This window comes from Streptomyces sp. DH12 (assembly GCF_020873895.1).
Lineage (GTDB): Bacteria > Actinomycetota > Actinomycetes > Streptomycetales > Streptomycetaceae > Streptomyces.
In genome coordinates this window covers 169,928-195,482 of record NZ_JAHWGT010000006.1, presented here as the reverse complement: position 1 = coordinate 195,482, position 25,555 = coordinate 169,928, and the positions used below count along the sequence as shown (strand labels likewise).

20 protein-coding genes and 2 tRNA genes are annotated in these 25,555 nt (G+C 73.1%); 9 read left to right on the top strand and 13 right to left on the bottom strand.

The window, feature by feature from the left end:
* Positions 1–71: 71 nt before the first annotated feature.
* The 4 genes from LPA54_RS07790 to LPA54_RS07775 form a co-directional block, all read right to left on the bottom strand.
* Positions 72–731, bottom strand: a complete 660-nt coding sequence (locus tag LPA54_RS07790; protein ID WP_058945381.1) for an ATP-dependent Clp protease proteolytic subunit — start codon at positions 729–731, stop codon at positions 72–74.
* Between the two features lie 66 nt (positions 732–797).
* The gene (locus tag LPA54_RS07785) at positions 798–1,415 is read right to left on the bottom strand and encodes an ATP-dependent Clp protease proteolytic subunit (RefSeq protein WP_228975127.1); all 618 of its coding nucleotides are present in this window, start codon (positions 1,413–1,415) and stop codon (positions 798–800) included.
* A 229-nt stretch (positions 1,416–1,644) separates the two neighbouring features.
* Positions 1,645–3,039 (bottom strand): trigger factor, encoded by a 1,395-nt coding sequence (gene tig / locus LPA54_RS07780; RefSeq protein ID WP_228975126.1) that lies wholly within the window; start codon positions 3,037–3,039, stop codon positions 1,645–1,647.
* A 196-nt stretch (positions 3,040–3,235) separates the two neighbouring features.
* Positions 3,236–3,312 (bottom strand) — tRNA-Pro (locus LPA54_RS07775).
* Between the two features lie 138 nt (positions 3,313–3,450).
* Between LPA54_RS07775 and LPA54_RS07770 the strand changes: the two genes are divergently transcribed.
* Positions 3,451–3,524 (top strand) — tRNA-Gly (locus tag LPA54_RS07770).
* 126 nt (positions 3,525–3,650) lie between these two features.
* On the opposite strand, the gene LPA54_RS07765 is transcribed toward LPA54_RS07770, so the two are convergent.
* Positions 3,651–3,845 (bottom strand): hypothetical protein, encoded by a 195-nt coding sequence (locus tag LPA54_RS07765; RefSeq protein WP_228975125.1) that lies wholly within the window; start codon positions 3,843–3,845, stop codon positions 3,651–3,653.
* 398 nt (positions 3,846–4,243) lie between these two features.
* Here LPA54_RS07765 and LPA54_RS07760 point away from each other — a divergent pair, with 398 nt between their 5' ends.
* The gene (locus LPA54_RS07760) at positions 4,244–5,461 is read left to right on the top strand and encodes an acyltransferase family protein (RefSeq protein WP_228975121.1); all 1,218 of its coding nucleotides are present in this window, start codon (positions 4,244–4,246) and stop codon (positions 5,459–5,461) included.
* Here LPA54_RS07760 and LPA54_RS07755 read toward each other — a convergent pair.
* The 4 genes from LPA54_RS07755 to LPA54_RS07740 form a co-directional block, all read right to left on the bottom strand.
* Positions 5,448–5,897 carry an HD domain-containing protein gene (locus LPA54_RS07755; RefSeq protein ID WP_228975120.1) on the bottom strand — a complete coding sequence of 150 codons (450 nt, stop codon included), beginning with the start codon at positions 5,895–5,897 and terminating at the stop codon, positions 5,448–5,450. The genes LPA54_RS07760 and LPA54_RS07755 overlap by 14 nt on opposite strands.
* Before the next feature lie 32 nt (positions 5,898–5,929).
* Positions 5,930–7,078 (bottom strand): PP2C family protein-serine/threonine phosphatase, encoded by a 1,149-nt coding sequence (locus LPA54_RS07750; protein ID WP_228975119.1) that lies wholly within the window; start codon positions 7,076–7,078, stop codon positions 5,930–5,932.
* A 493-nt stretch (positions 7,079–7,571) separates the two neighbouring features.
* Positions 7,572–8,381, bottom strand: a complete 810-nt coding sequence (locus tag LPA54_RS07745) for an Fpg/Nei family DNA glycosylase (RefSeq protein ID WP_228975118.1) — start codon at positions 8,379–8,381, stop codon at positions 7,572–7,574.
* 3 nt (positions 8,382–8,384) lie between these two features.
* A complete protein-coding gene (locus LPA54_RS07740) occupies positions 8,385–8,873 on the bottom strand; it encodes a ribose-5-phosphate isomerase (protein ID WP_228975117.1) in 489 nt (162 codons plus the stop codon).
* A 195-nt stretch (positions 8,874–9,068) separates the two neighbouring features.
* Between LPA54_RS07740 and LPA54_RS07735 the strand changes: the two genes are divergently transcribed.
* Positions 9,069–10,502 carry an amino acid permease gene (locus LPA54_RS07735; protein ID WP_228975114.1) on the top strand — a complete coding sequence of 478 codons (1,434 nt, stop codon included), beginning with the start codon at positions 9,069–9,071 and terminating at the stop codon, positions 10,500–10,502.
* A gap of 75 nt (positions 10,503–10,577) precedes the next feature.
* On the opposite strand, the gene LPA54_RS07730 is transcribed toward LPA54_RS07735, so the two are convergent.
* Positions 10,578–11,168 (bottom strand): biotin transporter BioY, encoded by a 591-nt coding sequence (locus LPA54_RS07730; protein ID WP_228975112.1) that lies wholly within the window; start codon positions 11,166–11,168, stop codon positions 10,578–10,580.
* 300 nt (positions 11,169–11,468) lie between these two features.
* Here LPA54_RS07730 and LPA54_RS07725 point away from each other — a divergent pair, with 300 nt between their 5' ends.
* The 3 genes from LPA54_RS07725 (at position 11,469) to LPA54_RS07715 (ending at position 15,477) form a co-directional block, all read left to right on the top strand.
* Positions 11,469–12,842: an amino acid permease gene (locus tag LPA54_RS07725; RefSeq protein ID WP_228975218.1), complete on the top strand. Its 1,374-nt coding sequence runs from the start codon at positions 11,469–11,471 to the stop codon at positions 12,840–12,842.
* Positions 12,843–13,018: 176 nt separating this feature from the next.
* Entirely contained in the window at positions 13,019–14,650 is a 1,632-nt protein-coding gene (locus LPA54_RS07720; protein ID WP_228975110.1) for an amino acid permease, read from the top strand.
* Between the two features lie 191 nt (positions 14,651–14,841).
* Positions 14,842–15,477, top strand: a complete 636-nt coding sequence (locus LPA54_RS07715; protein WP_228975108.1) for a superoxide dismutase — start codon at positions 14,842–14,844, stop codon at positions 15,475–15,477.
* Positions 15,478–15,622: 145 nt separating this feature from the next.
* Here the strand turns inward: LPA54_RS07715 and LPA54_RS07710 are convergent, their stop codons facing one another.
* Positions 15,623–16,258, bottom strand: coding sequence for a DsbA family protein (locus tag LPA54_RS07710; protein WP_228975106.1), 636 nt, complete (start codon positions 16,256–16,258; stop codon positions 15,623–15,625).
* Positions 16,259–16,407: 149 nt separating this feature from the next.
* Between LPA54_RS07710 and pepN the strand changes: the two genes are divergently transcribed.
* On the top strand, positions 16,408–18,975 hold the full coding sequence (gene pepN / locus LPA54_RS07705; RefSeq protein ID WP_228975104.1) for an aminopeptidase N: 2,568 nt from the start codon (positions 16,408–16,410) through the stop codon (positions 18,973–18,975).
* Positions 18,976–19,222: 247 nt separating this feature from the next.
* Positions 19,223–20,230, top strand: a complete 1,008-nt coding sequence (locus tag LPA54_RS07700) for a hypothetical protein (RefSeq protein ID WP_228975102.1) — start codon at positions 19,223–19,225, stop codon at positions 20,228–20,230.
* A 10-nt stretch (positions 20,231–20,240) separates the two neighbouring features.
* Here the strand turns inward: LPA54_RS07700 and LPA54_RS07695 are convergent, their stop codons facing one another.
* Both LPA54_RS07695 and LPA54_RS07690 read right to left on the bottom strand, forming a co-directional pair.
* A complete protein-coding gene (locus LPA54_RS07695) occupies positions 20,241–21,413 on the bottom strand; it encodes a serine hydrolase (RefSeq protein WP_228975100.1) in 1,173 nt (390 codons plus the stop codon).
* 107 nt (positions 21,414–21,520) lie between these two features.
* On the bottom strand, positions 21,521–22,000 hold the full coding sequence (locus LPA54_RS07690) for an NUDIX hydrolase (protein WP_228975098.1): 480 nt from the start codon (positions 21,998–22,000) through the stop codon (positions 21,521–21,523).
* Between the two features lie 212 nt (positions 22,001–22,212).
* On the opposite strand from LPA54_RS07690, the gene LPA54_RS07685 reads away from it, so the two are divergent.
* Entirely contained in the window at positions 22,213–25,506 is a 3,294-nt protein-coding gene (locus LPA54_RS07685) for a S8 family serine peptidase (RefSeq protein WP_228975096.1), read from the top strand.
* Positions 25,507–25,555 lie beyond the last annotated feature (49 nt).

The following is a 25,555-nucleotide window of genomic DNA, read 5'->3' as shown; positions in this document are numbered from 1 at the left end:
TTCGGGCCCCCCTTGGCACGGTTGGCGCGGACGGGTGTCCGCGGCGGGCCGTGCCAAGGGAAGGTCGAGCGTCAGGCCGCCGCGGCCGCCGTGCTCTTGCGGGTCGAGACGATCTGGTCGATCAGGCCGTACGCCAGGGCGTCCTCGGCCGTGAGGATCTTGTCACGCTCGATGTCGTCACGGATCTTCTCGATCGGGGTGCTGGAGTGCTTGGCCAGCATCTCCTCCAGCTGCGTGCGCATGCGGAGGATCTCGTTGGCCGCGATCTCCAGGTCGGAGAGCTGCTCGCGGCCGGTGCCGCCGGACGGCTGGTGGATCAGCACGCGGGCGTTCGGCAGCGCCATGCGCTTGCCGGGCGTGCCGGCGGCCAGCAGGACGGCGGCGGCGGAGGCCGCCTGGCCCATGCAGACCGTCTGGATGTCCGGCTTCACGAACTGCATCGTGTCGTAGATCGCCGTCAGCGCCGTGAAGGAGCCGCCGGGGCTGTTGATGTAGACCGAGATGTCCCGGTCGGGGTCCATCGACTCCAGGCACAGCAGCTGCGCCATGACGTCGTTGGCGGAGGCGTCGTCGATCTGCACGCCGAGGAAGATCACGCGCTCCTCGAAGAGCTTGGCGTACGGGTCGTACTCGCGCACGCCCTGGGAGGTGCGCTCGACGAAGCGCGGGACGACGTAGCGGCTGTCCACCTGCGGGCCGGTGTAGAGGCCGCTCGCGGAGAAGTTGCTCATGGGGTGTTCACCATCCTGGTGGCGTTCGACGGGCTGGGGCTCGAAGGGCAGGGGCGGGGCGGGCGCTCAGGCGCCGGTGCCGCCACCGCCCGGAACGCCCGAGGCGGCGGAGATGATCTCGTCGATCAGGCCGTACTCCTTGGCCTCCTCCGCGGTGAACCAGCGGTCGCGGTCACCGTCGCGAATGATCGTCTCGACGGACTGGCCCGAGTGCCGCGCGGTGATCTCGGCCATGCGGCGCTTCGTGCGGAGCAGGTACTCGGCCTGGATCTTGATGTCGGAGGCGGTGCCGCCGATGCCGGCGGAGCCCTGGTGCATCAGGATGTCGGTGTTCGGCAGGGCGAAGCGCTTGCCCGCCGCGCCGCCGGTGAGCAGGAACTGGCCCATGGAGGCGGCCATGCCCATCCCGATCGTCACCACGTCGTTCGGGATGTACTGCATGGTGTCGTAGATCGCCATGCCGGCCGTCACCGAGCCGCCGGGGCTGTTGATGTACAGGTAGACGTCCTTGTCCGGGTCGGCGGCCAGGAGGAGCATCTGCGCGGTGATCTTGTTGGCGATGTCGTCGTCGACCTGCTGGCCGAGGAAGATGATCCGCTCGCCGAGCAGCCGGTTGTAGACATGGTCGCCGAGGCCACCACCGATGGACGGCTCACCCGCGGCGTAAGGCTTCAGATTCGTCACGTATCCACCTGCTCGTCTCCGACGGCCGCGGCGGCCGTCTCAGCGTCTGTCGTACTGGGGGCGGGTACTCCCCCCTGCCCTCGTATTCATGGACCCTAACGCGCAGGTGGGCGGGCGCCATCCCGGTTCCCGAACTGTTCGCTGGGAGCGCAAGGTTCCGTGAGTACGGCGGCGGGCCCCGGGCGCGCGAAGCGTCCGGAGCCCGCCGTGGAGCTCAGGGCGAGGCTGCTCAGGCCTCGGTCTTCTTCTCCTCGGTGGTGTCGGCGGCCTCGGCCGCCTCCTCCACCTCGTCCGTGCCCTCGGAGTCGTCGGAGTCGTCGTCCAGGACGACGGGCTCGCCCTCGGTGTCGACGACCTTGGCCGACTCGACGACCAGGGCCAGGGCCTTGCCGCGGGCGACCTCGCCGACGAGCATCGGGACCTGGTTGCCCTCGACGACGGCCTGCGCGAACTGGTCCGGGCTCATGCCGGAGGACGCGGCGCGGCGCATCAGGTGCTCGGTCAGCTCTTCCTGGTTGACGTTGAGCTTCTCGCGGGAGACGAGCTCGTCGAGGATGAACTGGGTCTTGATGCCCTTGACCGCCTGCTCCTTGGTCTCGGCGTCGAACTCCTCGACCGTCTTGCCCTGGAGCTCCAGGTACTTCTCCACCGTGAGGCCCATCTGGCCGAGCTGGTGGTGCTCCAGGTTGTGCTTGCGGGTGTTGACCTCGTCCTCGAGGAGCTTCTCGGGGATCGGGACCTCGACCAGCTTCAGCAGCTCCTCCAGGACGCGCTCCTGCGCCTGGGTCGCCTGGTCGTACTGCTTCATGTTCTCAAGGCGCTTGCGGCTGTCGGCCTTGAGCTCGTCGAGGGTGTCGAACTCGCTCGCCATCTGGGCGAACTCGTCGTCCAGCTCGGGGAGCTCCCGGGCGGCGACGGTGGTGACCTTGACGGTGACCTCCGCCTCCTTGCCCTCGGCGGAGCCGCCCTTCAGCGTGGAGGTGAAGGTGGCCTCGCCACCGGCCTCCAGGCCGGTCACGGCCTCGTCGATGCCGTCGAGCAGCTCGCCGGAGCCGATGGTGTACTGCACGCCCTCGGCGACGCCGTCGGCGAGGACCTCACCGTCGACCTTGGCCTCCAGGTCGATCGTGACGACGTCGCCCTCGGCGGCGGCGCGCTCGACCGGCGCGGTGGACGCGAAGCGCTCGCGCAGCTGCTCCACCGACTTCTCGACGTCCTCGTCGCTGACCTCGACCGCGTCGACGGTGACCTCGATGCCGGAGTAGTCCGGGATCTCGATCGCCGGGCGGATGTCGACCTCGGCGGTGAAGGCCAGCAGCTCGCCGTCCTTCAGCTCGGTGATGTCGACCTCGGGCTGGCCCAGCGGGTTGACGTCCGCCTCGTTGACCGCCTCGGTGTAGAGCTTGGGCAGGGCGTCGTTGACGGCCTCCTCCAGCACCGCACCACGGCCGAACCGCTGGTCGATGACCCGGGCCGGGATCTTGCCCTTGCGGAAGCCCTTGACCGTGACCTGCTGGTTGATCTTCTTGTACGCCGCGTCGAGGCTGGCCTTGAGCTCCTCGAAGGGCACCTCGACAGTGAGCCGAACCCGGGTCGGGTTCAGGGTCTCCACGGCGCTCTTCACGGTTCGGTCTCCTTGGTGGCTGATTCTGGTTTCAGCTGGGCGCTGACTGCGGCGTCCCAGCGGATCGGCCCGGTCAGAGAGACACACGGGCACGCAGCTTGCATAGTAACCGCAAGGAGGAGGCGCCCCACAACGTGATCTTGATTGCGTCGCGCGCGGGCGCGGACGGCCGCGTACGCGCGCGAGGGACGTGTCGTGGTCGGGGTGGCGGGATTTGAACCCACGGCCTTCCGCTCCCAAAGCGGACGCGCTACCAAGCTGCGCCACACCCCGTCGGTGCGACACGTAGGGTACATGCCCGCGGGCGCTGCGTCGGCACACCCAAGCGGTGTGCGACGAGGGGCGCGGACCCGCTACGATGCACTACGTGCCGCGGCCGTCGCTCCGGATGACGCGCGCGGTGCGCCGCTCGCGGGCGTAGCTCAATGGTAGAGCCCTAGTCTTCCAAACTAGCTACGCGGGTTCGATTCCCGTCGCCCGCTCCACAGCGCTCCGGCCCGGCCGGGACCCTCGGGTCCCGGCCGGGCCGGAGTCGTTCGCGGTGGCCGCGCGGACCGCCGCCGGGTGGGTCCGGGGCGTTCCGCGTGGCCGGAAGGCGTCGGCGGCCCGCGCTAGAAGTTGATCTTGCTGATGGACGCGCCTATCTCGTTGAGCACCTTGCTGATGGTGGGCCCGAGGCCCGAGGACGCCAGGAAGAAGCCGAAGAGCGCGGCGACCACGGCGGGCCCCGCCTTGATCGAGCCACCTCGGATCATCACGATCAGGACGATCGCCAACAGCAGCACCACGGACAGCGAAATAGCCACCAGTTCACCCCTCGGTCGGTCCGCCAGCACGGCCCGGGGGGCACACGGCCCGGCACTCCCCCGCCCGCCGACCATCGTGCCACCAACGGCCCCTTTCATGCTGCCCCGTGACACATCGCGGACTCCCGGCCGCGGCCGCCGGCCCGGGGCGACCCGGTCGGAGCACGGGGTCAGGGGGATTCCGCGACGGAACGCGCGGCAATCCTCCCCGAGTGCCCGCGAGTCCGTCACAGGAAATCCGCACGGGCGGTGCAGGGGGCGAGTTCCCGGACCGCCGGCCGGGGCGAATCGCGCCGCTTGTCCGGGATTTGTGGTGTCATTTCGGGCAGGGCGATCCGTGCGGTGATCGATCGCGACGACTTTCCGGCACGGCGCGGGGCGCGGCTAGGGTGCCTCGGATGTTCCAGCCACGCCACGAAGAACGCAGTCAGCGGGACGCCTACTTCGACAACGCCAAGTACCTGGCGATCGTGCTCGTCGCGGTGGCCCACGTCTGGGAGCCGGTCATGGCGGGCAGCCGGGCGACGCGCGCGCTGTACATGCTCGTCTACGCCTTCCACATGCCGGCGTTCGTGATCATCTCCGGGTACTTCTCCCGGTCCTTCACCGGTCGCCCCGACCAGCTGCGCAGACTCGTGTCCGGCGTCGCCGTGCCGTACCTGGTCTTCGAGGTCGCGTACACGCTCTACCGGCGCTGGGCCGAGGACGCGCCGCAGACCGCCTTCTCGCTGACCGACCCGTTCTACCTCACGTGGTTCCTGCTGGCGCTCTTCGTCTGGCGGCTCTCCGCGCCGCTGTGGCGGACCCTGCGCCACCCCCTGCCGGTCGCGGTGGTCATCGCCGCGCTCGCCTCGCTGACCCCGCGCATCGCGGCGGACCTGGACCTCCAGCGGGTGCTGCAGTTCCTGCCCTTCTTCGTGCTCGGGCTGTGCCTGCGCGAGGAGCACTTCCGGCTGCTGCGGCGGCGGGCGGTGCGGGCGGCCGCCGTGGTGGTCGCGGCCCTCGCGCCGGTCGTGGCGTACGCGGTGGCCCCGCACGTGCGGATGGGCTGGTTCTACCGGAACACCAGCGCGCAGGAGCTGGACGTGCAGTGGTGGGCGGGGCCGGTCGCGACGCTCGCCCTCGGCGGCTGCGCGCTGGTGCTGACGGCGGCGTTCCTGGCGTGGGTGCCCGCCCGGCGGACCTGGTTCACCGTGCTCGGGGCGGGGAGCGTCTGCGGCTACCTGCTGCACGGCTTCGCCGTGAAGGCCCTGCAGTACTGGCGGCTCGTCGAGGCCCACGAGGTGCTGGCCACGCCGGCGGGCCGGGTGGGGCTGACCGCCGCGGCCGCCGTCACCGTGACGCTGATGTGCACCCCGCCGGTGCGGCGGGCGCTGCGGTGGGCGGTCGAGCCGCGTCTGGAGTGGGCGTTCCGCCGGGTCCCGCCGACCGGCGCCGGGCCGGTGGCGGGTGAGGGGCGGGCCCCGGCCGGGCCGCGGGCGCGGGAGACCGAGGGCCCGGCCGGGCCGCCGGCGCCGGCCTCCGCGGGGGCTGCCCCCTCCGCCCCGGCCTGCGTGGACGCGGGCTCCGCGGGGGGCGCCTCCGCGGGGGGCGCGGAGGTGGTCAGTCGGTCGTGAGGCCGAGGAGCCGGCGCATGCGGGCGTACTTGGCGGTCAGCCGGTCGCGGGTCGGCGCGTCCAGGGCGGCGAGCCGGGCGGGGTCGGCGTTGTGGGCGAGGTCGGCCTCCTTGACGAGGCGGGCGCCCGGCACGGCGAGGATCCGGTCGGCGTACCGGGCCGGGTCCTCGCCGGGGCGCTTGGTCAGCGCCAGGACGATGTCCTTCACCTCCCGCGGCAGGGCCGCGTCCGCCAGCTCCTGCGCCGTCAGGGCCTCGTCCTCGACCGCGTCGTGCAGCCAGGCCGCGGCGATCTGCGCCTCGCTCCCGCCGCGCGCCCGGACGCCGTCGGCGACGGCCCGCAGGTGCTCGGCGTAGGGGCGTCCCGCCTTGTCCTCCTGCCCGGCGTGGGCGCGGCGCGCGAGGGCTTCGACCTGCGGGAGCGAGAGGTGCGGCATGCCGGTGACTGTACGCCGAGGGGGTGCGGGGGTCAGGCGTCGCGGGAGACGATCAGCAGCGCCCGGTCGTCGTTGACGTCCTTGGCGCACGCCTCGATCAGGTGCCAGGCCGCGCCGCGGAAGCCGGTGGCGACGTACCGGTCGGCCTCGCCGGTGAGCCGGTCGATGCCCTCGGCGATGTCGCGGTCGGCCGCCTCGACGAGGCCGTCGGTGAAGAGCATCAGCACGTCGCCGGGGCGCAGGCTGCCCTTGAGGGAGTGGAACTCGGCGCCGTCGTACACGCCGAGCAGGGGTCCGTCGGCGGCCATCTCCTCCCAGCGGCCGCTGCCCGCGTGGAGCTGGAGGGCGGGCAGGTGGCCGGCGGAGAGCAGCTCGTAGTCGCCTGACTCCAGGTCGAGGACGAGGTGGATGGAGGTGGCGAAGCCCTCGTCCCAGTCCTGGCGGAGCAGGTAGCCGTTGGCGGCCGGGAGGAAGCCGTGCGGCGGGAGGGAGCCGAGCAGGCCGCCGAAGGCGCCGGAGAGCAGCAGCGCCCGGGACCCGGCGTCCATGCCCTTGCCGGAGACGTCGGTGAGGACGACTTCCAGGGTCCGGCCGCCGTGGGTGCGCGCGGCGACGACGAAGTCGCCGGAGAACGACTGGCCGCCGGCGGGCCGCAGCGCCATCTCGCGGTGCCACCCGGCGGGCAGCTGCGGCAGCGCGCTCTGGACGCGGATGCGCTCGCGCAGGTCGAAGAGCATCGTGCCGCCGCGCCGCCAGGGCACGCCGACCCGGGCCCGGAACTGGGCGATCAGCAGCCCGAACAGGCCGCACGCGGCGACGACGAGGACCGTGCCGGGGGTCACCCGGGCGGCGCCCTCGGTGTACGGGCCGAGGACGGCGGACTCGACGATCAGCGCGGCTGCGGCAGCGGCGTAGAGCCCCAGCAGGCTGGCCGGGCGCAGCAGCAGGCCGCCGGCGACGATCGGGAGGACGAGGGACTCCGGCGCGCACCACACGGGTGCGGCGAGGGTGGCGAACAGGATGGCCGGGATGGTGAGGAAGAGCCCGGCGAGGGCGATCCAGTCGGAGCCGTCGCCGCGGAAGTAGTCGACGGCGGACTTGCGCAGCGCGACGCGGCCCCGGTGGGCCGCCTTGCGGTACCGGGCCGTGTACGCGTCGATCCGTCGTGCGCTGCGGGCCATTGGCCTGGACCCTATCGATCCGGGTGCGCGGCGCGCAGGGGGACCCCCGTGACATTGCGTTCGAAATCGGGTCCCGGCGGCCGGGGCGGACCGTACGCATGGCATATGCCGGGCCGGAACGGGCTCGGGGGCGGGCCGGGGAGGTGCGCGGCGCTCACCCCGATGGCGCGGCGGCGGCCGGACGGCCCGCGTGCCCGGACCGGGCCGCCGGGGGCCCGGTCCGGCGCCGGGAGCGGGCGTCCCGCCGTGGTCCGGCTACGGCGCCGCGTCGGGGCCGGCTGCGCGGCGGTCCGACCGTACCCGGCACCGGCCGTCCGCACCGCCGGGTACGGATGGCGTACGGCACCGGGCCAGGCGGCTGCGGCAGGGCGGGGGGCCGGCGGTGGCTCGGGCGGGCCCGGCGGGGTGGCTCCGGAGGGCGGGGCGAGGGGGCGGCCCCGCGGGTCGGGCCCGGGCGGCTCCGGAGGGCGGGGGCGGGGGGCCGGCGGTCGGGTCAGGAGGGCTGGCAGGTGGGGCACCAGAAGAGGTTGCGGGCCGCGAGGCCGGCGGCGCGGACCTCCCCGCCGCAGACGTGGCAGGGCTGCCCGGTCCGGCGGTAGACGTACACCTCGCCGCCGTGGTCGTCGACGCGCGGGGCGCGGCCCATCGCCTCCGGGGTGTGCTCCGGGCGGACCGTGTCGATGCGGTTGTGGCGGACGCCCTCGCGCATCAGCGCGACGAGGTCCTGCCAGAGCGCGGTCCACTCCTCGCGGCGCAGGTCGCGGCCGGCGCGGTAGGGGTCGATGCCGTGCCGGAACAGCACCTCGGCCCGGTAGACGTTGCCGACGCCCGCGACGACCTTCTGGTCCATGAGCAGGGCGGCGACGCTCGTGCGGGACCGGGAGATCCGGTGCCAGGCCCGGTCCGGGTCGTCGCCGGGCCGCAGCGGGTCGGGGCCGAGCCGGTCGTGGACCGCCTGCTTCTCGGGTTCGGTGACGAGCGCGCAGGTGGTGGGGCCGCGCAGGTCGACGTAGGCGTCGGCGTGGGCGATGCGCAGGCGGACCGTGTCGGTGGGCGGCGGCGCGGGGGCCGGACCGAAGGCGACCTTGCCGAAGAGGCCGAGGTGGATGTGGACCCACTCCTCGGGCCCGAAGCCGAGGAAGAGGTGCTTGCCGTGCGCCTCGGCGGTGCGCAGCACCGAGCCGTCGAGGAGCGCCGCGGCGTCGGAGAACTTCCCCTGCGGGCTGCTCACCCGCACGGGCCGGCCGCCGAACCGCTCGCGGTGGTCGGCGGCCAGCCGGTGGATCGTGTGCCCTTCGGGCAAGGGTCAGTCCTGTCGCGGGTGGTGGGCCGGGATCGGGGGCAGCTCGCCGGTCGTCTCGTACGCGGCGAGCATGTCGATGCGGCGGGTGTGGCGCTCGTCGCCGGAGTACGGCGTGGCGAGGAAGACCTCGACGAACCGGGTGGCCTCGTCCGTGGAGTGCATCCGGGCGCCGACGGCGACGACGTTGGCGTTGTTGTGCTCGCGGCCCAGGGCGGCGGTCTGCTCGCTCCACGCCAGGGCGGCACGGACGCCCTTCACCTTGTTGGCGGCGATCTGCTCGCCGTTGCCCGAGCCGCCGATGACGACGCCGAGGGCCTCCGGGTCGGCGGCCGTCCGCTCCGCGGCGCGCAGGCAGAACGGCGGGTAGTCGTCCTGGGCGTCGTAGATGTGGGGTCCGCAGTCGACGGGCTCATGGCCGTGGGCCTTCAGCCACTCGACGAGGTGGTTCTTGAGTTCGTAGCCGGCATGGTCCGAGCCGAGGTACACGCGCATGGCACCGAGTGTGACACGGCGGGCCTGCCCCGGGGGCCGTCGGGGGTCGCCGTCGGCGGCCCCCCGGGGCCCGCCGGCGGGTGGCGGGGACGTGACGCGCGCAACGGTCCGGACCCGGGGCCGACGGCCGTGCCGTGGGCAGTGTTCAATGCGTGGGCTCGCGACCCGAGCGACCAAAGGACTAAGGAATTGCCCATGACAACCCAGACCGACCTGCTGAAGGAAGGCGAAACGCCCGGCGATCCCGGCACTTCGCAGCCCTCCCAGGGTCTCAAGGCGGGTCTCAAGAACCGCCACCTCTCCATGATCGCCATCGGCGGCGTCATCGGCGCCGGCCTGTTCGTCGGCTCCTCCGGCGGCATCGCCGCGGCCGGGCCCGCCATCCTCCTGTCGTACGCCCTCGTCGGCGTGATGGTCGTCTTCGTGATGCGGATGCTGGGCGAGATGGCCGCGGCCAGCCCGGACTCCGGCTCCTTCTCCTCCTACGCCGAGCGCGCCCTGGGCCGCTGGGCGGGCTTCTCGATCGGCTGGCTGTACTGGTTCTTCTGGGTCGTGGTCCTCGCCGTCGAGGCGACGGCGGGCGCCGTGATCCTGGAGGGTTGGGTGCCGGCCGTTCCGCAGTGGGCCTGGGCGCTGATCGTGATGATCGTGCTGACGGCGACCAACCTCGTGTCGGTGTCGTCGTACGGCGAGTTCGAGTTCTGGTTCGCCGGGGTGAAGGTCGTGGCCATCGGCGGCTTCGTCGTCATCGGTCTGCTGGCGGTCTTCGGGCTGCTGCCCGGCTCGGACAACCCGGGGGCGGGGTTCGCGCACCTGACGGACACCGGCGGGTTCTTCCCCAAGGGCGTCGGGGCGGTGCTCACCGGGGTGCTGATGGTCGTCTTCTCCTTCATGGGCAGCGAGATCGTCACCCTGGCGGCGGGCGAGTCGGAGGACCCGCGCCGCGCGGTCACCAAGGCGACCAACAGCGTGATCTGGCGCATCGCCGTCTTCTACCTGGGGTCGATCCTGGTCGTGCTGACGCTGCTGCCGTGGAACGACGCGTCGATCACCCGGAAGGGCTCGTACGTCGCCGCGCTCGACTCCATCGGCATCCCGCACGCCGGGCAGATCATGAACGTGATCGTGCTGACGGCCGTGCTGTCCTGCCTGAACTCGGGCCTGTACACGGCCTCCCGCATGGCGTTCTCGCTGGGTGAGCGCGGTGACGCGCCGAAGTCCTTCGCCCGCGTCGACGCCAAGGGCGTGCCGTCCGTCGCGATCTGGGCGTCGGTCGCGTTCGGTTTCGTCGCCGTGTACTTCAACTACGCGTTCAAGGACACCGTCTTCACGTTCCTGCTCAACTCCTCGGGCGCCGTCGCGCTGTTCGTGTGGCTGGTCATCTGCCTCACCCAGCTGCGGATGCGCGGCATCCTGATGCGGGAGGCCCCGGAGCGGGTCACCGTCAGGATGTGGTGCTTCCCGTACCTGACGTGGGCGACGGCCGCGATGATCGCGTTCGTGCTCGTCTACATGCTGTTCGACGACGCCAACCGCCGGGTCGTGCTGCTGTCGGTGCTGGTCGCGGCGGTCGTCGTGGCCGTCGGTGTGGTCGTGGACCGCAGGCACCGGACGGCCCCGAAGGTCTGAGCGGCGCCGCCGCCGTGGCGAAGGGCCCCCACCCGGACGGGTGGGGGCCCTTCGTCGTGGTGCGGCGGCGCGGGGTCAGTCGCGGGGGCCGGCGAGCCGCCAGGCGGTGGGCAGCAGGCCCATGGCGAGGGCGGCCTTGAGGGCGTCGCCGATCAGGAACGGCAGCAGGCCGACGGCGACCGCGCGGGAGAGCGGCATGCCGGTCGCGAGGGCCAGGTAGGGCACGCCGACCGCGTAGATGATCAGGGAGCCGAGCGCCATCGTGCCGGCCATGCGCAGGACCGAGCGGTCGGCGCCGCGGCGGGCGAGGGCGCCGACTGCGGTCGCGGCGAGGAGCATGCCGAGGATGTAGCCGAGGGTCGGCATGGCGTACCCGGCGGTGCCCTCGGCGAACCACGGCACGCCGGCCATGCCGACGAGCGCGTAGAGGGCGAGGGAGAGGAAGCCGCGGCGGGCGCCGAGCGCGGTGCCGACGAGGAGGGCGGCGAAGGTCTGGCCGGAGACGGGCACCGGGGAGCCCGGCACGGGCAGGGAGACCTGGGCGGCGAGGCCGGTGAGGACGGCGCCCCCGGCGACGAGCGCGATGTCGCGGACCCGGCTGGCGGGCAGCAGGTCGGCGAGGACCGTTCCGGTACGGGCGGGTGCGGCAGCGGCGGCAGTGCTCATCGGGACTCCGGTACTCCGCGGTGCTCCGCGGACGGTGGGGCGGGGGACAGGCCGACCGTAGCCCAGGGGTGAACGGTCGATCACCGTCAGCCGACGACAAAGCCCCACTCCCGCTGTTGGTGGACTTCGCACAAAGAGCCGCCACCAACCACGGATGGACGTGATACGTGTCACTAGGAGCGGTGGTTGATCGGTCCCTTTTGCGCGGAGCGGCGCCGTACGGAGAGACTGTGGGGTCTCACCAAAGCAGACGCGGGCCGGGTGCCCGTACCGCCGTACGAGGAAAGTGTGCGCAGCACCATGCAGGACACCGTGACCGCCCCCACCGAGCCGCTGGCGCACGCGCTGAAACGCCGTCATCTGACGATGCTCGGGCTGGGCGGGGTGATCGGCGCCGGGCTGTTCGTCGGCTCGGGCGCGGGGATCGCGGTGGCGGGCCCGGGGATCGTCCTGTCGTACCTGATCGCGGGGGCGCTCGCGCTGCTGGTGATGCGGATGCTGGGCGAGATGTCGGCGGCGATGCCCGCGTCGGGGGCGTTCTCGGTGCACGCCGAGCGGGCGCTGGGCCGCTGGGCGGGGTTCTCGGTGGGCTGGCTCTACTGGTTCCTGCTGGTGGTGGTGCTGGCGGTGGAGGCGACGGGCGCGGCGCGGATCGCGACCGGGTGGCTGCCGGCGGTGCCGCAGTGGGGGTGGGTGCTGCTGTTCATGGTGGTGTTCACCGCCGCCAACCTGGCCGCCGTCCGCACCTTCGGCGAGGCGGAGTTCTGGTTCGCCTCGCTGAAGGTCGCGGCGATCGTCGCGTTCCTGCTGATCGGGGTCGCGGCGGTGCTGGGGTGGCTGCCGGGGCGCGAGCCGGTCGGGATGGCGAACCTGACGGGGCAGGGCGGGTTCCTGCCCAACGGCTGGGCGGGGGTGGTCTCCGGGGTGCTCGCCGTGGTGTTCGCCTTCGGCGGCCTCGAGGTGGTGACGATCGCCGCCGCCGAGTCGGACGACCCGGCGCGCAACGTGGCGCGCGCGGTGCGCAGCGCGGTGTGGCGGATCCTCTTCTTCTACGTGGGGTCGATGCTGGTCGTCGTGGCGCTGCTGCCGTGGACGCGGATGACGCCGGGACTCAGCCCGTACGTCGCCGTGCTCGACGAGGTGGGGGTGCCGGCGGCCGGGCAGGTGATGGACGTCGTGGTCTTCGTGGCCCTGCTGTCGGCGCTCAACGCCAACCTGTACGGGGCGTCGCGGATGGTCTTCTCGCTCGCCGAGCGCGGGGAGGCGCCTCGGGGGTTGCTGGAGGTGTCGGCGGGCGGGGTGCCGCGCCGGGCGGTGCTGGCGTCGGTGGCGTTCGGGTTCGTCTCCGTGCTGCTGAACCTGAAGTGGCCGGATTCCGTTTTCCTCTATCTGCTCAACTCCGTGGGGGCCGTGCTGCTCTTCGTCTGGGCGCTGATCGCGCTGTCGCAGCTGCGGCTGCGGCGCCGGATCGAGGCCGCGGCGCCGGAGTCCCTGACCTTGCGGATGTGGGGCTTCCCGTGGTTGACGTGGGTGGCCCTGGCCGCGATGACCGGGGTGGTGGTGCTGATGCTCCGGGAGGAGGCGACCCGGCCGCAGGTGCTGTGGTCCGCTGGCGCGACGGCGGCCGTGGTGGCCGTGGCGCTGCTGCGGGAGCGGCGTGCGCGGCGGGAGTGACGGCGGTTTTTCGGACAAGCGGTGATCGCCCTCCGCTTGTGATGTTTCCGTGGGCAAGGCTTCACAATGTGTGAGCGCTGTGTCCGTATAGCGGAAACGTGTTCCCTGTGGCCGGGGCCCGCATCGAGACTGTGGCGTCCCTTCCACCTCCCCCCGATACGGAACAGGGCCCACCCATGTCTCGGACCTCCGCGCCCGCCGAACCGGCCGCCGTCGACAGCCCACCCGAGGGCGGCACACCGGTCACCGACGTGCCGCTCACCCACGGGCTCAAGCAGCGCCACCTGTCGATGATCGCCCTCGGCGGCGTGATCGGCGCCGGCCTCTTCGTCGGCTCGGGTGCCGCCATCGCCGCCGCGGGCCCCTCGATCATCGTCGCCTACGCGATCTCCGGCCTGCTCGTCATGCTGGTGATGCGCATGCTCGGTGAGATGTCGGCGGCCAACCCGGCCTCCGGCTCCTTCTCCGTCCACGCGGAGCGGGCCATCGGCCCGTGGGCGGGCTTCACCGCGGGCTGGGCCTTCTGGTTCCTGCTGTGCGTGGCCGTCGGCCTGGAGGCCATCGGCGCCGCGAAGATCGTGACCGGTTGGCTCCCGGGTGTGCCCGAGTGGTCGATGGTCGCCCTCTTCATGCTGGTCTTCTGCCTGACCAACCTGGCCGCCGTGAAGAACTTCGGCGAGTTCGAGTTCTGGTTCGCGGCGCTGAAGATCGGCGCCATCACCCTCTTCCTCGTCATCGGCCTGCTGGCCATCCTCGGCCTGCTCCCGGGCACCGACTCCCCCGGCCTGACGAACCTGACCGGCCAGGGCGGCTTCCTGCCCAACGGCAGCGAGGGCCTGATCGTGGGTCTGCTCGCCTCGGTCTTCGCGTACGGCGGTCTGGAGACCGTCACCATCGCCGCCGCCGAGTCCGAGCACCCGGTGCAGGGCGTCGCCAAGGCCGTCCGCACGGCGATGTGGCGCATCGCCGTCTTCTACATCGGCTCCATGGCGGTGATCGTCACGCTGATCCCGTGGAACAGCGAGTCGCTCGCCGGCGGCTCCTACGTCGCCACGCTGGAGCACCTCGGCCTGCCCGCCGCCGGCGAGATCATGAACGTCGTCGTCCTGATCGCGCTGCTCTCGGCGATGAACGCCAACATCTACGGCGCCTCCCGCATGGCCTGCTCCCTCGTGGCGCGCGGCCAGGGCCCCAAGGGGCTGGGCCGGATCTCGGGCGGCGTGCCGCGCGTCGCGGTGCTGACCTCGTCGGTCTTCGGCTTCCTGTGCGTGCTGCTCAGCTACTGGCGGCCGGACGACATCTTCATGTGGCTGCTCAACATGATCGGCGCCATCATCCTGGTCGTCTGGTTCTTCATCGCCGTCTCCCAGCTGGTGCTGCGGCGCCGCCTGGAGCAGGAGGCGCCGGAGAGGCTGGCCGTGCGGATGTGGGCGTACCCGTACCTGACGTGGGCCGCGCTCGCCGGCATCGCCGCGGTGTTCCTGCTGATGGCGCGCGAGGAGGGCACCCGGGTCCAGCTGTACTACACGGGCGGCCTGGTCGTCTTCCTCGCCGTGGTCGGCTACGCCCACCAGCGGATGACCGCCGGCCCCGCGACCGCCGCGGCGGTCGCGGGCGCCCCGGCCCCCGCCCCCGCCGGCACGCCGGCCGCCGCCGAGCCGACGGCCGAGGCCGCCGAGCCGGCGACGGAGCCCGCCGAGCCGACGGCCGCCGCCACGGTGCCGGCGGCCAGGAAGGCCCAGAACGCCGAGAAGGCCGAGAAGGCCGGGGCCGAGGCGGCCGCGAAGCCCGCCAAGGCCGAGGACTGACCCACCCGCATTCGGTGGAAGGGGGGAGGCCCCGGCGCGACGACGCGCCGGGGCCTCCCCCCTTTCGTCCGTCCGCCGCGGCCGGGACACGGCCGCCGGACCTACGACGAAGGGCTGATCAACTCCATGGGGCACTGCTGCTAGCCTGCACTTGCACATTGGTTGCAATAAGCGCAGTCGGAGGCTCGGCCATGGCGATCTACACCCTTCCGGAACTTCCCTACGACTACGCGGCGCTGGCGCCCGTCATCAGCCCGGAGATCATCGAGCTGCACCACGACAAGCACCACGCCGCGTACGTCAAAGGCGCGAACGACACCCTGGAGCAGCTGGAGGAGGCGCGGGACAAGGAGCAGTGGGGCTCCATCAACGGCCTCCAGAAGAACCTGGCCTTCCACCTCTCGGGCCACATCCTGCACTCCATCTACTGGCACAACATGACGGGCGAGGGCGGCGGCGAGCCGCTGGAGAAGGACGGCGTCGGCGAGCTCGCGGACGCGATCGCCGAGTCGTTCGGCTCGTTCGCCCGCTTCAAGTCCCAGCTGACCAAGGCGTCGGCGACGACGCAGGGCTCCGGCTGGGGCGTCCTCGCGTACGAGCCGGTCAGCGGCCGCCTCATCGTGGAGCAGGTCTACGACCACCAGGGCAACGTCGGCCAGGGCTCCGTGCCGATCCTGGTCTTCGACGCCTGGGAGCACGCCTTCTACCTGCAGTACAAGAACCAGAAGGTGGACTTCATCGAGGCCATGTGGCAGGTCGTCAACTGGCAGGACGTCGCCAAGCGCTACGCCGAGGCGAAGGACCGCACGCCGCTCATCGCCCCCTGACGGCGCCCCGCGCCCCAGTCGTCCTGCTCGTGATCGTCTTCTCACCCTTCACGTGGCAGGCGGATGAAGGAACGGCCCCCCGCGAGGACAGGACTCGCGGGGGGCCGTTCGGCGTGTCGGGGCCCGCGGCCGGGCCCGGCGGGGCTCAGTCGAAGATCGGGCCCTCGGTGCGCGTGCGCTTGATCTCGTAGAAGCCGGGCGTCGACGCCACCAGCAGCGTGCCGTCCCACAGCCGCGCCGCCGCCTCGCCCCGGGGCGCGGGAGTGACGACCGGGCCGAAGAACGCGACCTCCGTGCCGTCGGGGCCCGGCACCGAGATGACCGGCGTGCCGACGTCCTGTCCGACCTTGTTGATGCCCTCCTTGTGGGAGGCGCGCAGCTCGGCGTCGTAGGTGTCCCGGTCGGCGTACTCCAGCAGTCCGGCCGGCAGCCCGGCGTCCGCGAGGGCGGCCGCCATCGCCTCGCGCGTGGGGCCCAGGCCCTCGTTGTGGAAGCGGGTGCCCATCGCGGTGTAGAGCCGGCCGAGCACCTCGGGGCCGTGCAGCTGCTCGGCGGCCACGGCGACCCGCACCGGGCCCCAGGCCTGCGTCGCGAGCATCTCCCGGTACTCCTCGGGCAGCTCGTCGAGCTTGTTCTCGTTGAGGACGGCGAGGCTCATCACGTGCCACCGCACGTCCACCGGGCGGACCTCCTGGACCTCCAGCATCCAGCGGGACGTCATCCACGCCCACGGGCACAGCGGGTCGAACCAGAAGTCGGCGGTGGTCCTCGTCTCGGACATCTCTCTCCTCGGATCCGGGCGTCGCGCGGGAAGGTGCGGTGCGCTCGACCGCGACAACACCGGGGGCCGACGAGGGCATTCCCGCTTATCCGGCGTCCGGGTGGCGTGGGAGGATCACCGCCGTACCAACGAGTCACGAAGGAGTGCCCGTGCCCGGTGAGAATCTGTCCCGCGACGAGGCCCGCGAGCGGGCCGCCCTGCTGTCCGTCGACGGGTACGACGTCGCGCTCGACCTGCGGTCCGCCGTCGGGGAGGGCGAGGAGCGGGACCGTACGTTCCGGTCCGTGACGACCGTCCGGTTCCGCTGCGCGACCCCGGGCGCGGGCACCTTCGCCGACCTGGTCGCCCCCTCGGTGACCTCGGTCACGCTGAACGGGCGGGAGCTGGACCCGGCGGCCGTCTTCGACGGGGCACGGATCGCCCTGGACGGGCTGGCCGAGGAGAACGTCCTGGTCGTGGACGCGCAGTGCGCCTACAGCCGCACCGGCGAGGGCATGCACCGCTTCGTCGACCCGGAGGACGGCGAGGTCTACCTGTACACGCAGTACGAGCCGGCCGACGCCCGCCGCGTCTTCGCCAACTTCGAGCAGCCCGACCTGAAGGCCCCCTACCGCTTCGAGGTGGCGGCGCCCGAGGGCTGGACGGTGTGGAGCAACGGCGCGGAGGAGTCCCGCGAGGGGGGCGTGTGGCGGTTCGCGGAGACCCGCCCCATCTCCACGTACATCACGTGCGTCGTCGCCGGGCCGTACCACCACGTCACGGACGTCTACCGGCGCGGCGACCTGGAGATCCCGCTCGGCGCGATGTGCCGCAAGGGCCTCGCCCGGCACTTCGACGCGGAGGACGTCTTCCTCGTCACCAAGCAGGGGCTCGACTTCTTCCACGACACGTTCGACTACCCCTACCCCTTCGGCAAGTACGACCAGGCGTTCGTGCCCGAGTACAACCTCGGCGCCATGGAGAACCCCGGCATGGTCACCTTCCGCGAGGAGTACATCTACCGGGGCAAGGTGACCCGCGCGGCGTACGAGCGGCGGGCCAACGTCATCCTCCACGAGATGGCGCACATGTGGTTCGGCGACCTGGTCACCATGAAGTGGTGGGACGACCTGTGGCTGAAGGAGTCCTTCGCGGACTTCATGGGCACCTTCTCGATGGTGGAGGCCACCCGGTTCGCCAACGGCTGGACCACCTTCGCCAACAACCGCAAGGCGTGGGCGTACCGCGCGGACCAGCTGCCGTCGACGCACCCGATCACGGCCGACATCCGCGACCTGGAGGACGCCAAGCTCAACTTCGACGGGATCACCTACGCCAAGGGCGCGGCCGTGCTGAAGCAGCTCGTCGCCTACGCGGGCCGGGAGGCGTTCCTGGAGGGCTCCCGCCGCTACTTCAAGCGGCACGCGTACGGCAACACCACCCTCGGCGACCTGCTGGCCGTGCTGGAGGAGACCTCCGGGCGCGACCTGAAGGCGTGGTCCCGGTCCTGGCTGGAGACCTCGGGCGTGAACGCCCTCACCCCGGTCCTGACGTACGACGCCGACGCGGGCGGCGGAGCCGGGGGCGGGGGCCGGATCGCCGAGCTGGTCGTCGAGCAGGACGGCGCCGAACTCCGCCCGCACCGCGCCGCGGTCGGCCTGTACCGGCTGGAGGGCGGCCGGCTGGTGCGGTACGCCCGCGCCGAGGTGGACGTCACGGGGCGGCGCACGGCCGTCGCCGAGCTGGCCGGCGCCGAGCGGCCGGCGCTGGTCCTGGTCAACGACGAGGACCTGACGTACTGCAAGGTCCGCTTCGACGAGGAGTCGCTGGCCACGCTCCGGGCCCACCTCGGCGACGTCGAGGACCCCCTGGCGCGGGCGCTGTGCTGGTCGGCGCTGTGGAACATGACGCGCGACGCGCTGATGCCGGCGCGGGACTTCGTCGCGCTGGTCCTGGACTTCGCGGGCCGCGAGAGCGACATCGGCGTGCTCCAGATGCTCCACGCGTGGGCGCGGACGGCGCTCGTGCACTACGCGGCGCCCGCGTGGCGCGCGACGGGCGGCCGGCTCCTCGCCGAGGGCGCGCTGCGCGAGCTGCGGCGGGCGGAGCCCGGCAGCGAGCACCAGCTGACGTGGGCGCGGTTCTTCGCGGCGGTCGCCTCGCAGGACGCCGACCTCGCCCTGCTCCAGGGGCTGCTGGCGGGTACGGAGAAGGTCGACGGGCTCGACGTCGACCAGGAGCTGCGCTGGGCGTTCCTGGAGCCGCTCGCCGCGCACGGCCGGGCCGACGAGGCGGCGATCGGGGCGGAGCTCGCCCGGGACGACACCGCGTCCGGCAAGCGGCACCAGGTGCGCTGCCTGGCGGCGCGGCCCTCGGCGGCGGTCAAGGCGCAGGCGTGGGCGCAGGTCGTGGAGTCGGACCGGCTGTCGAACGCGCTGGTGGAGGCGGTGATCTCGGGGTTCGCCCAGCCGTCGCAGCGGGAGCTCGTCGCGCCGTACGCGGAGAAGTACTTCGCGGCCGTCGAGCGGGTGTGGGCCGAGCGGTCGATCCAGATCGGCATGGACGTGGTGCGCGGGCTGTTCCCGTCGCTCCAGGACCACCCGGCGACGCTGGAGGCGACGGACGCGTGGCTCGCCGCGCACGAGGACGGCGCGCCGGCGCTGCGCCGCCTGGTGCTGGAGGCCCGGGACGACCTGGCTCGCGCCCTGCGCGCCCAGGAGTGCGACGCGGCGGCCTGACGGCGGTCCGACCGCGGCGGGGCGGCGACAGGGCGGAGTGCGGGCCGGGGACGGCGGCCGGCGGCCGGCGGCCGGCGGCCGGCGGCCGGCGGCCGGGGAGCCGGTGGCCGGTCCGGTAACGGGTAGCCGGGCAAAACTTCCATCATCGGCAATCGAACGTCCGTACTTTAGGACGGGCTCGTCCCGGATTGTCGACGGACGTGTAACAGCGGTTAGGGGCACGGGAGTCGGGGGGCACTTCCCGAGCATGAAGAACACCCCGCTCTCCCCCCGCCCCCTCGCCCACCCCTCCGACCCGCCGCGCCGCGTCCTGACCGCCGCGCAGCTGCGGGCGCGCGGCGTGCCCGCGGCCGAGGTCGCCGCCCAGAGCCGGCCGGGCGGTCCCTGGCAGCGGCTGCTGCCGGGGGTGTACCTCCTGCACCCGGGGCCGCCGACCAGTGACGAGCGGCTGCACGCGGCCCTGCTGTACACGGACCGGCGGCCGGCGCCCGCCGACGGGGCCGGCTTCGACGGGTCGATGGTCACGGGGCTGGCGGCGCTCGCGCTGCACGGCTTCCGGTCCGCGCCCCGGCTGCCGGCGCTGGACCGGGTCGACGTCCTCGTGCCCCGCACCCGCCGGCTGCGGTCCACGGGCTTCGTACGGATCGTGCGGGCCTCGCACGAGCCGCCCGCCGCCGAGGAGGTGACGGGGCTGCCGGTCGCACCGGTGGCGCGGGCGCTGGCGGACGCGGTGGAGGGGCTGACGGATCCGCGGACCGTGCGCCGGCTGCTCACCGAGGCGGTGCGCGAGGGCCACTGCGAGCCGGCGTCGGTGGTGCGGGAGCTGAGCCGGGCGCGGCTGCTGTCCCGGCCGCACGTGGTGGACGCGGTGGACGCGCTCCTCGCCGAGGGCCGAGCGCTGGCCGAGGAGCGGCTCTACGCGATGGTGCGGGACCACGGGCTGCCGGACCCGGTGTGGAACGTCGACCTGCGGCTGCCCGGCGGGCCCCACCTGGGCGGCGTGGACGCCTACTGGCCCGACCACGCCGTGGCGGTGGAGCTGGACACGCGGGCGCCGCGCCAGGACGAGGACGCCCTGTGGTCGGAGTACACCCGCAAGCGGGAGTACCTGGAGCGGCTGGGGATCACGGTCGTCCACCTGACGCCCCGCAAGCTGCGGGACGCCGCCGACCAGCAGGCCGTCGTGGTGCGGACCGCCCTGATGGCGGCCGACGATCGCCCGCCGGCCGCCTACGTGGTGGTCCTGCCGCGGTGACGCGCGGGGGCTACCCGCAGAACTCCGCCTCCACCACCTTGTCCAGGCCGTCCACCCAGTCGCCGTTCACGTTCGCCGCCAGGGTGTGGTCGCCCGAGCGGGTCGACACGACGACCGAACCGGACCCGTGGATGCCGCCCGTGTGGCCCCACACCTCCTTGCCGCAGCTGAGCCTCTGGCGCACCACTCCCAGGCCGTAGGCGTTGCGCACGTCGCCGGGGGTCGTCGGGACGGCCTTCGTCAGCTCCTTCATCTGCGCCGGCGGCAGCAGCCGTCCGGTGACCAGCGCCCGTACGAACCGCTGGAGGTCCGCGCCGTCGGAGACCATCTCGCCGGCGGCGCCCGCGATGGACGGGTTCAGCTCCGTGACGTCGTGGACGGCCGTGGCCGGGTCGGCCGGGTCGGCGCCGAGGGTGGAGTACGCGCGGCCGGACGGACGCGGCATGCGCGGGTCGGTCCCCGGCAGGGACGTGGCGCGCAGCCCCAGCGGGCGGATGATCCGGCGCTCGACCTCCTCGGCGTACGGGCGGCCGGCGGCCTTCTCGACCACCATCCCGGCGAGGACGTAGTTGGTGTTGGAGTACTGCCAGTCGGTGCCGGGGGCGAACTCCGGCGCGTGGCCCATGGCCATGCCGACGAGCTGCCGCGGGGTCCAGGTGTCGTAGCGGTGGCGGAGGAAGTCCGGGCCGAAGACCTTCGCCTGGAAGGCGGGGTCGGAGGTCACGTCGTAGACCCCGCTGGTGTGGTTGAGCAGCTGGCGCAGGGTGATCCGCCGGCCGTCGTGGCCGTTGCCGCGGACGACGCCGGGCAGCCACTCCTCCACGCTGTCGTCGAGGTCGAGGCGGCCCTCCGCCTCCAGTTGCAGGACGACGGTGGCGACGAACGTCTTGGTGATGGAGGCGATGCGGTAGCGGTCCTGGGGTCGGCGCTCGCGCCCGGTGGTCCGGTCGGCGACGCCCGCGTCCACGTTCCGCACGCCGTACCGGTCGCGGGTCTGGACCAGGACGCCGGGCGCCCCCGCCCGTACCAGCTCCCGCGCGGCCTCGCGGGTCGCGTCGTGGCGGCCGGCGCGCGCGTCGGTGCCGGTCGGGGCGGCCACCGCGGGGGCGGTGAGCGCGGTGGCGGTGACGGCCGCCGCGAGGGCGGCGGCGACGAGGGCGCCTCTGGTGGTGCGTACGGGCATGGGGTGTCCCCTCCTTGACGACTGCGGGTGCGGTCGTGGGTGGGGACCGCGGGGGCGGCCCGCGGGTTGAGCGTGCGGGCGGGCCGCGGACGGGGGTTGAGCCGGATTCAGCCGTCCTCGGCCGGAGCCGGGCGGAGGGGGGCGGGGCGGCCCGTCGGCGGGCGGTCGCGCCACAGGCGCAGGGCGGTGTCGACGAGCGGGACGCGCGGCAGGGCGGGGACGTCGGCGAGCGGGTGCCAGGCGGCGAGGTCGGTGGTGCCGCCCACCTCGTGGCGGAGGGCTCCGCCGGTGACGCGTCCCTCGTAGACGACGCGCACGGCGTGGTGGTCGACCCGCCGCCGGGCGGGGCCCCGGCGCAGCTCCCGGCGGAGCGTGTCGACGCCCAGGAGGGCGGTGATCTCGGCGCGGTAGCCGGTCTCCTCCTCGACCTCGCGCACGACCGCGTCGAGGACGTCCTCCCCGTGGCGCGTGCCGCCGCCGGGGAGGGTCCACGCCCCCGTGCCGTCCCCCGCGGCGCCGCGGGCCAGCAGGAGCCGTCCGTCCCGTACGCACACGGCGTAGGCCGCCACCCTCAGGGTCCGTCTCATCCGCACAAGGCTACGGACAACTCCGGCCACTGGTTGAGGAGTTCACTATCGCCCTGTTTGTTCCCGATGGCGTACCGGCCGCGGTGGCGGATGTCCGCCACGGCACCATTCCACCTCCGACAGACCTCCACAAAACCCGGTCACGTACGCAAGGCTCAGCGGTCATCCGGTACCGGAATCCGGACCCGTTCTTCCACTCCACAGGGATGCTGATGACCCTCGTACCCCCCAGCCCCATACCCGGGGCGAGACGCGCGGCCCGTGTCGCCGCCACCGCCGGCCTGGTCGCCGCGCTCGTCGCGACCGGAGCCGCCCCCGCCTTCGCCGCCCCCGGCGAGGACCCGGCGACCACCCCCGAACCGGCCAAGTCGGCGGCCGCCAAGCTCGGTTCGGACGACGCGGAGCGCCTCGCGGACGCCGAGGCCCGCGGCCAGAAGACCGTCACCCTCATGGTGGCGACCGCCCCCGGCGCCACCGAGCAGGTGGCCCGGCAGCTCGACGCGGTCGAGGGTGGCACGGTCGGCGTCGCGCACGACAAGCTCGGCTACGTGCGCGCCACCGTCCCCACGGCGCGGGCGGAGGCCGCCATCGGCGCCGCCGCCAAGCTCTCCAGCGTGCAGGGCATCGACCTGAAGCACGAGATCCGGCTGGACGACCCGACGCCCGACGCCGGCCGAGCCGGCGCGAGCGCGGGCACGGCGGGGACGTACCCGGCGCCGGACCGCACCACCCCGGCCGTCAACCCGTACAACCCGTCCCACGAGACGGGCGCCGTCGACTTCGTGCGGAAGTGGCCGACCGCGGACGGCCGCGGCGTCACCATCGGCATCCTGGACTCCGGCGTCGACCTCGGCCACCCGGCGCTGCAGAAGACCACCACCGGCGAGCGCAAGATCGTCGACTGGGTGACCGCGACCGACCCGGTCGCCGACGGCGACGGCACCTGGCGCCGGATGGACGTCGGCGTGTCCGGCCCGTCCTTCACCGCCGAGGGCCGCGGCTGGAAGGCGCCCGAGGGCTCGTACCGGTTCCGCACCTTCGCCGAGGCCGCCACCAAGGGCGGCGACATGGACGGCGACCTGAACCGCGACGGTGACACCACCGACGTCTGGGGCGTGCTGTACGACCCGGTCGCCGGCACCGTCCGGGTCGACCTGAACGCCAACGGCGACTTCGGCGACGACGAGGCGATGAAGCCGTACAAGGACGGCTTCCAGGTCGGCTACTTCGGCACGGACGACCCGGCCACCGACGTCGTCGAGCGGATCCCCTTCGTCGTCGAGATCCGCAAGGACGTCGTGTACAACGGCGCCGGCGCCAAGGCCGACTTCGTCAACATCGGCGTCATCGAGGGCTCGCACGGCACGCACGTCGCCGGCATCACCGCCGCCCGCAGCCTCTTCGGGGGCCGGATGAACGGCGCGGCGCCCGGCGCCAAGCTGGTCTCCTCGCGCGCGTGCACCTGGAGCGGCGGCTGCACCAACGTCGCGCTCACCGAGGGCATGATCGACCTGGTCGTGAACCGCGGCGTCGACATCGTCAACATGTCGATCGGCGGCCTGCCGGCGCTCAACGACGGCAACAACGCCCGCGCCCGCCTGTACACGCGCCTCATCGACACCTACGGCGTCCAGCTGGTCATCTCGGCCGGCAACAGCGGCCCGGGCGTCAACACCATCGGCGACCCGTCCCTGGCCGACAAGGTCGTCAGCGTCGGTGCCGCGGCGTCCCGCGAGACCTGGGCCGCCAACTACGGCTCGGCCGTCTCCACGCCGTACGCGATGATGCCCTTCTCCTCCCGAGGCCCGCGCGAGGACGGCGGCTTCGCCCCGACGATCAGCGCCCCCGGCGCGGCCGTCAACACCACGCAGACCTGGTCGCCCGGCGGCCCCGTCCGCGAGGCCGGCTACGCGCTGCCGGCCGGCTACTCCATGCTGCAGGGCACCTCGATGGCGGCCCCGCAGGCCACCGGCGCGATGGCGCTGATGCTCTCCGCCGCCAAGCAGCAGGGGCTGGAGCTCACGCCCGCGAAGCTGCGCACCGCCGTGGTCAGCCAGGCCGACCACATCCCCGGCACGCAGGCGCACGAGCAGGGCGCAGGCCGCATCAACGTCGTCGACGCCTGGAAGGAGGTGCTCCGCGGCGCCCACGCCCACGAGTACACCGTCAAGGCGCCGGTCGACACCGCGCTCGACCAGTTCCTCGCCGAGCCCGGCCACGGCACTGGCCTGTACGACCGCGAGGGCGGCGCCAGGGTCGGCCAGGAGAAGGTCTACGAGATCACCGTCACCCGCACCACGGGTGCCGACCGCCCGGTCCGCCACGAGCTGTGGTTCGAGAACAACCACGAGCGCACCTTCCGCGTCGTCGGCAGCGACGAGGTGGACCTGCCGCTGAACAAGCCGGTCACCGTCAAGGTCGCCGCGAAGCCGCGCAGCGCCGGCGTGCACAGCGCGGTCCTGGAGATCACCGACCCGAAGACCCGCGGCATCGACAAGCAGGTCCTGACGACCGTCGTCGCCGCCGAGCGGCTCGCCAAGCCGGCCTTCGCCCTGAAGGCCGAGGGCTCGGTGCAGCGCAACAGCCACCGCTCGTACTTCGTGGAGGTTCCGGCCGGCGCCAAGTCGCTGGAGGTCGCCCTCGGCGGCCTGGCGAAGGACAGCCAGACCCGGTTCGTCGCGATCCACCCCTACGGCGTCCCGTCCGACCCCACGTCGACGGTGAACTGCTACCCGAACTACCCGAACCCGGCCAACACCTGCCGCCCCGACCTGCGGTCCTACCCGAACCCGCAGCCGGGCGTCTGGGAGATCGAGGTCGAGTCGCGCCGCACGTCGCCGCTGCTGGACAACCCGTACCAGCTGGACGTCGCCGTGCTCGGCGCGACGTTCGACCCGGCCGTCCAGACGCTGCCGGAGGTCACCCCCGGCAAGGCCGCGCCGGTGCAGTGGACCGTCACCAACGGCTTCGCCGCGCTGGAGGGCAAGCTGCGGGGCGGCTCGCTCGGCTCCGCGAAGGTCGCCCGTCCCACCCTGGCCCACCACGCCGTCCAGCGCACCACGGTGCAGCTCGGCGAGGGCGTCGAGCGGTTCGACGTGGCCATCGGCAACGTCTCCGACAAGGCCGCCGACCTGGACCTGACCGTGCTGCGCGACGGCGTGCAGGTCGGCTCGTCCGCGGACGGCGACTCGGAGGAGTCGGTGTCCCTGGTGAAGCCCGCCGCGGGCACGTACACGATCGTCGTCGACGGCTACTCGGTCCCGGCCGGTGAGACCGCCTTCGACTACAAGGACGTGTACTTCTCCTCCGCGCTCGGCGAGGTGCGCGTCGACGCCGCCTCGACGGTGTCGCTGGCGAACGGCGCCTCCGCGCGCTTCGGCGCCGAGGTCGTCGTGAACGGCGCCGGTCCCGAGGGCCGGCAGTTCTTCGGCGAGGTGCAGCTGCTCAACGCGCGCGGCACCGCCGCGGGCTCCGGCAGCGTCGTGATCGGCGGGGTCACTCCGTAATCTGGAGGGATACGGAGTGTGGGGGCGGGCGTCCTGCGGGCGCCCGCCC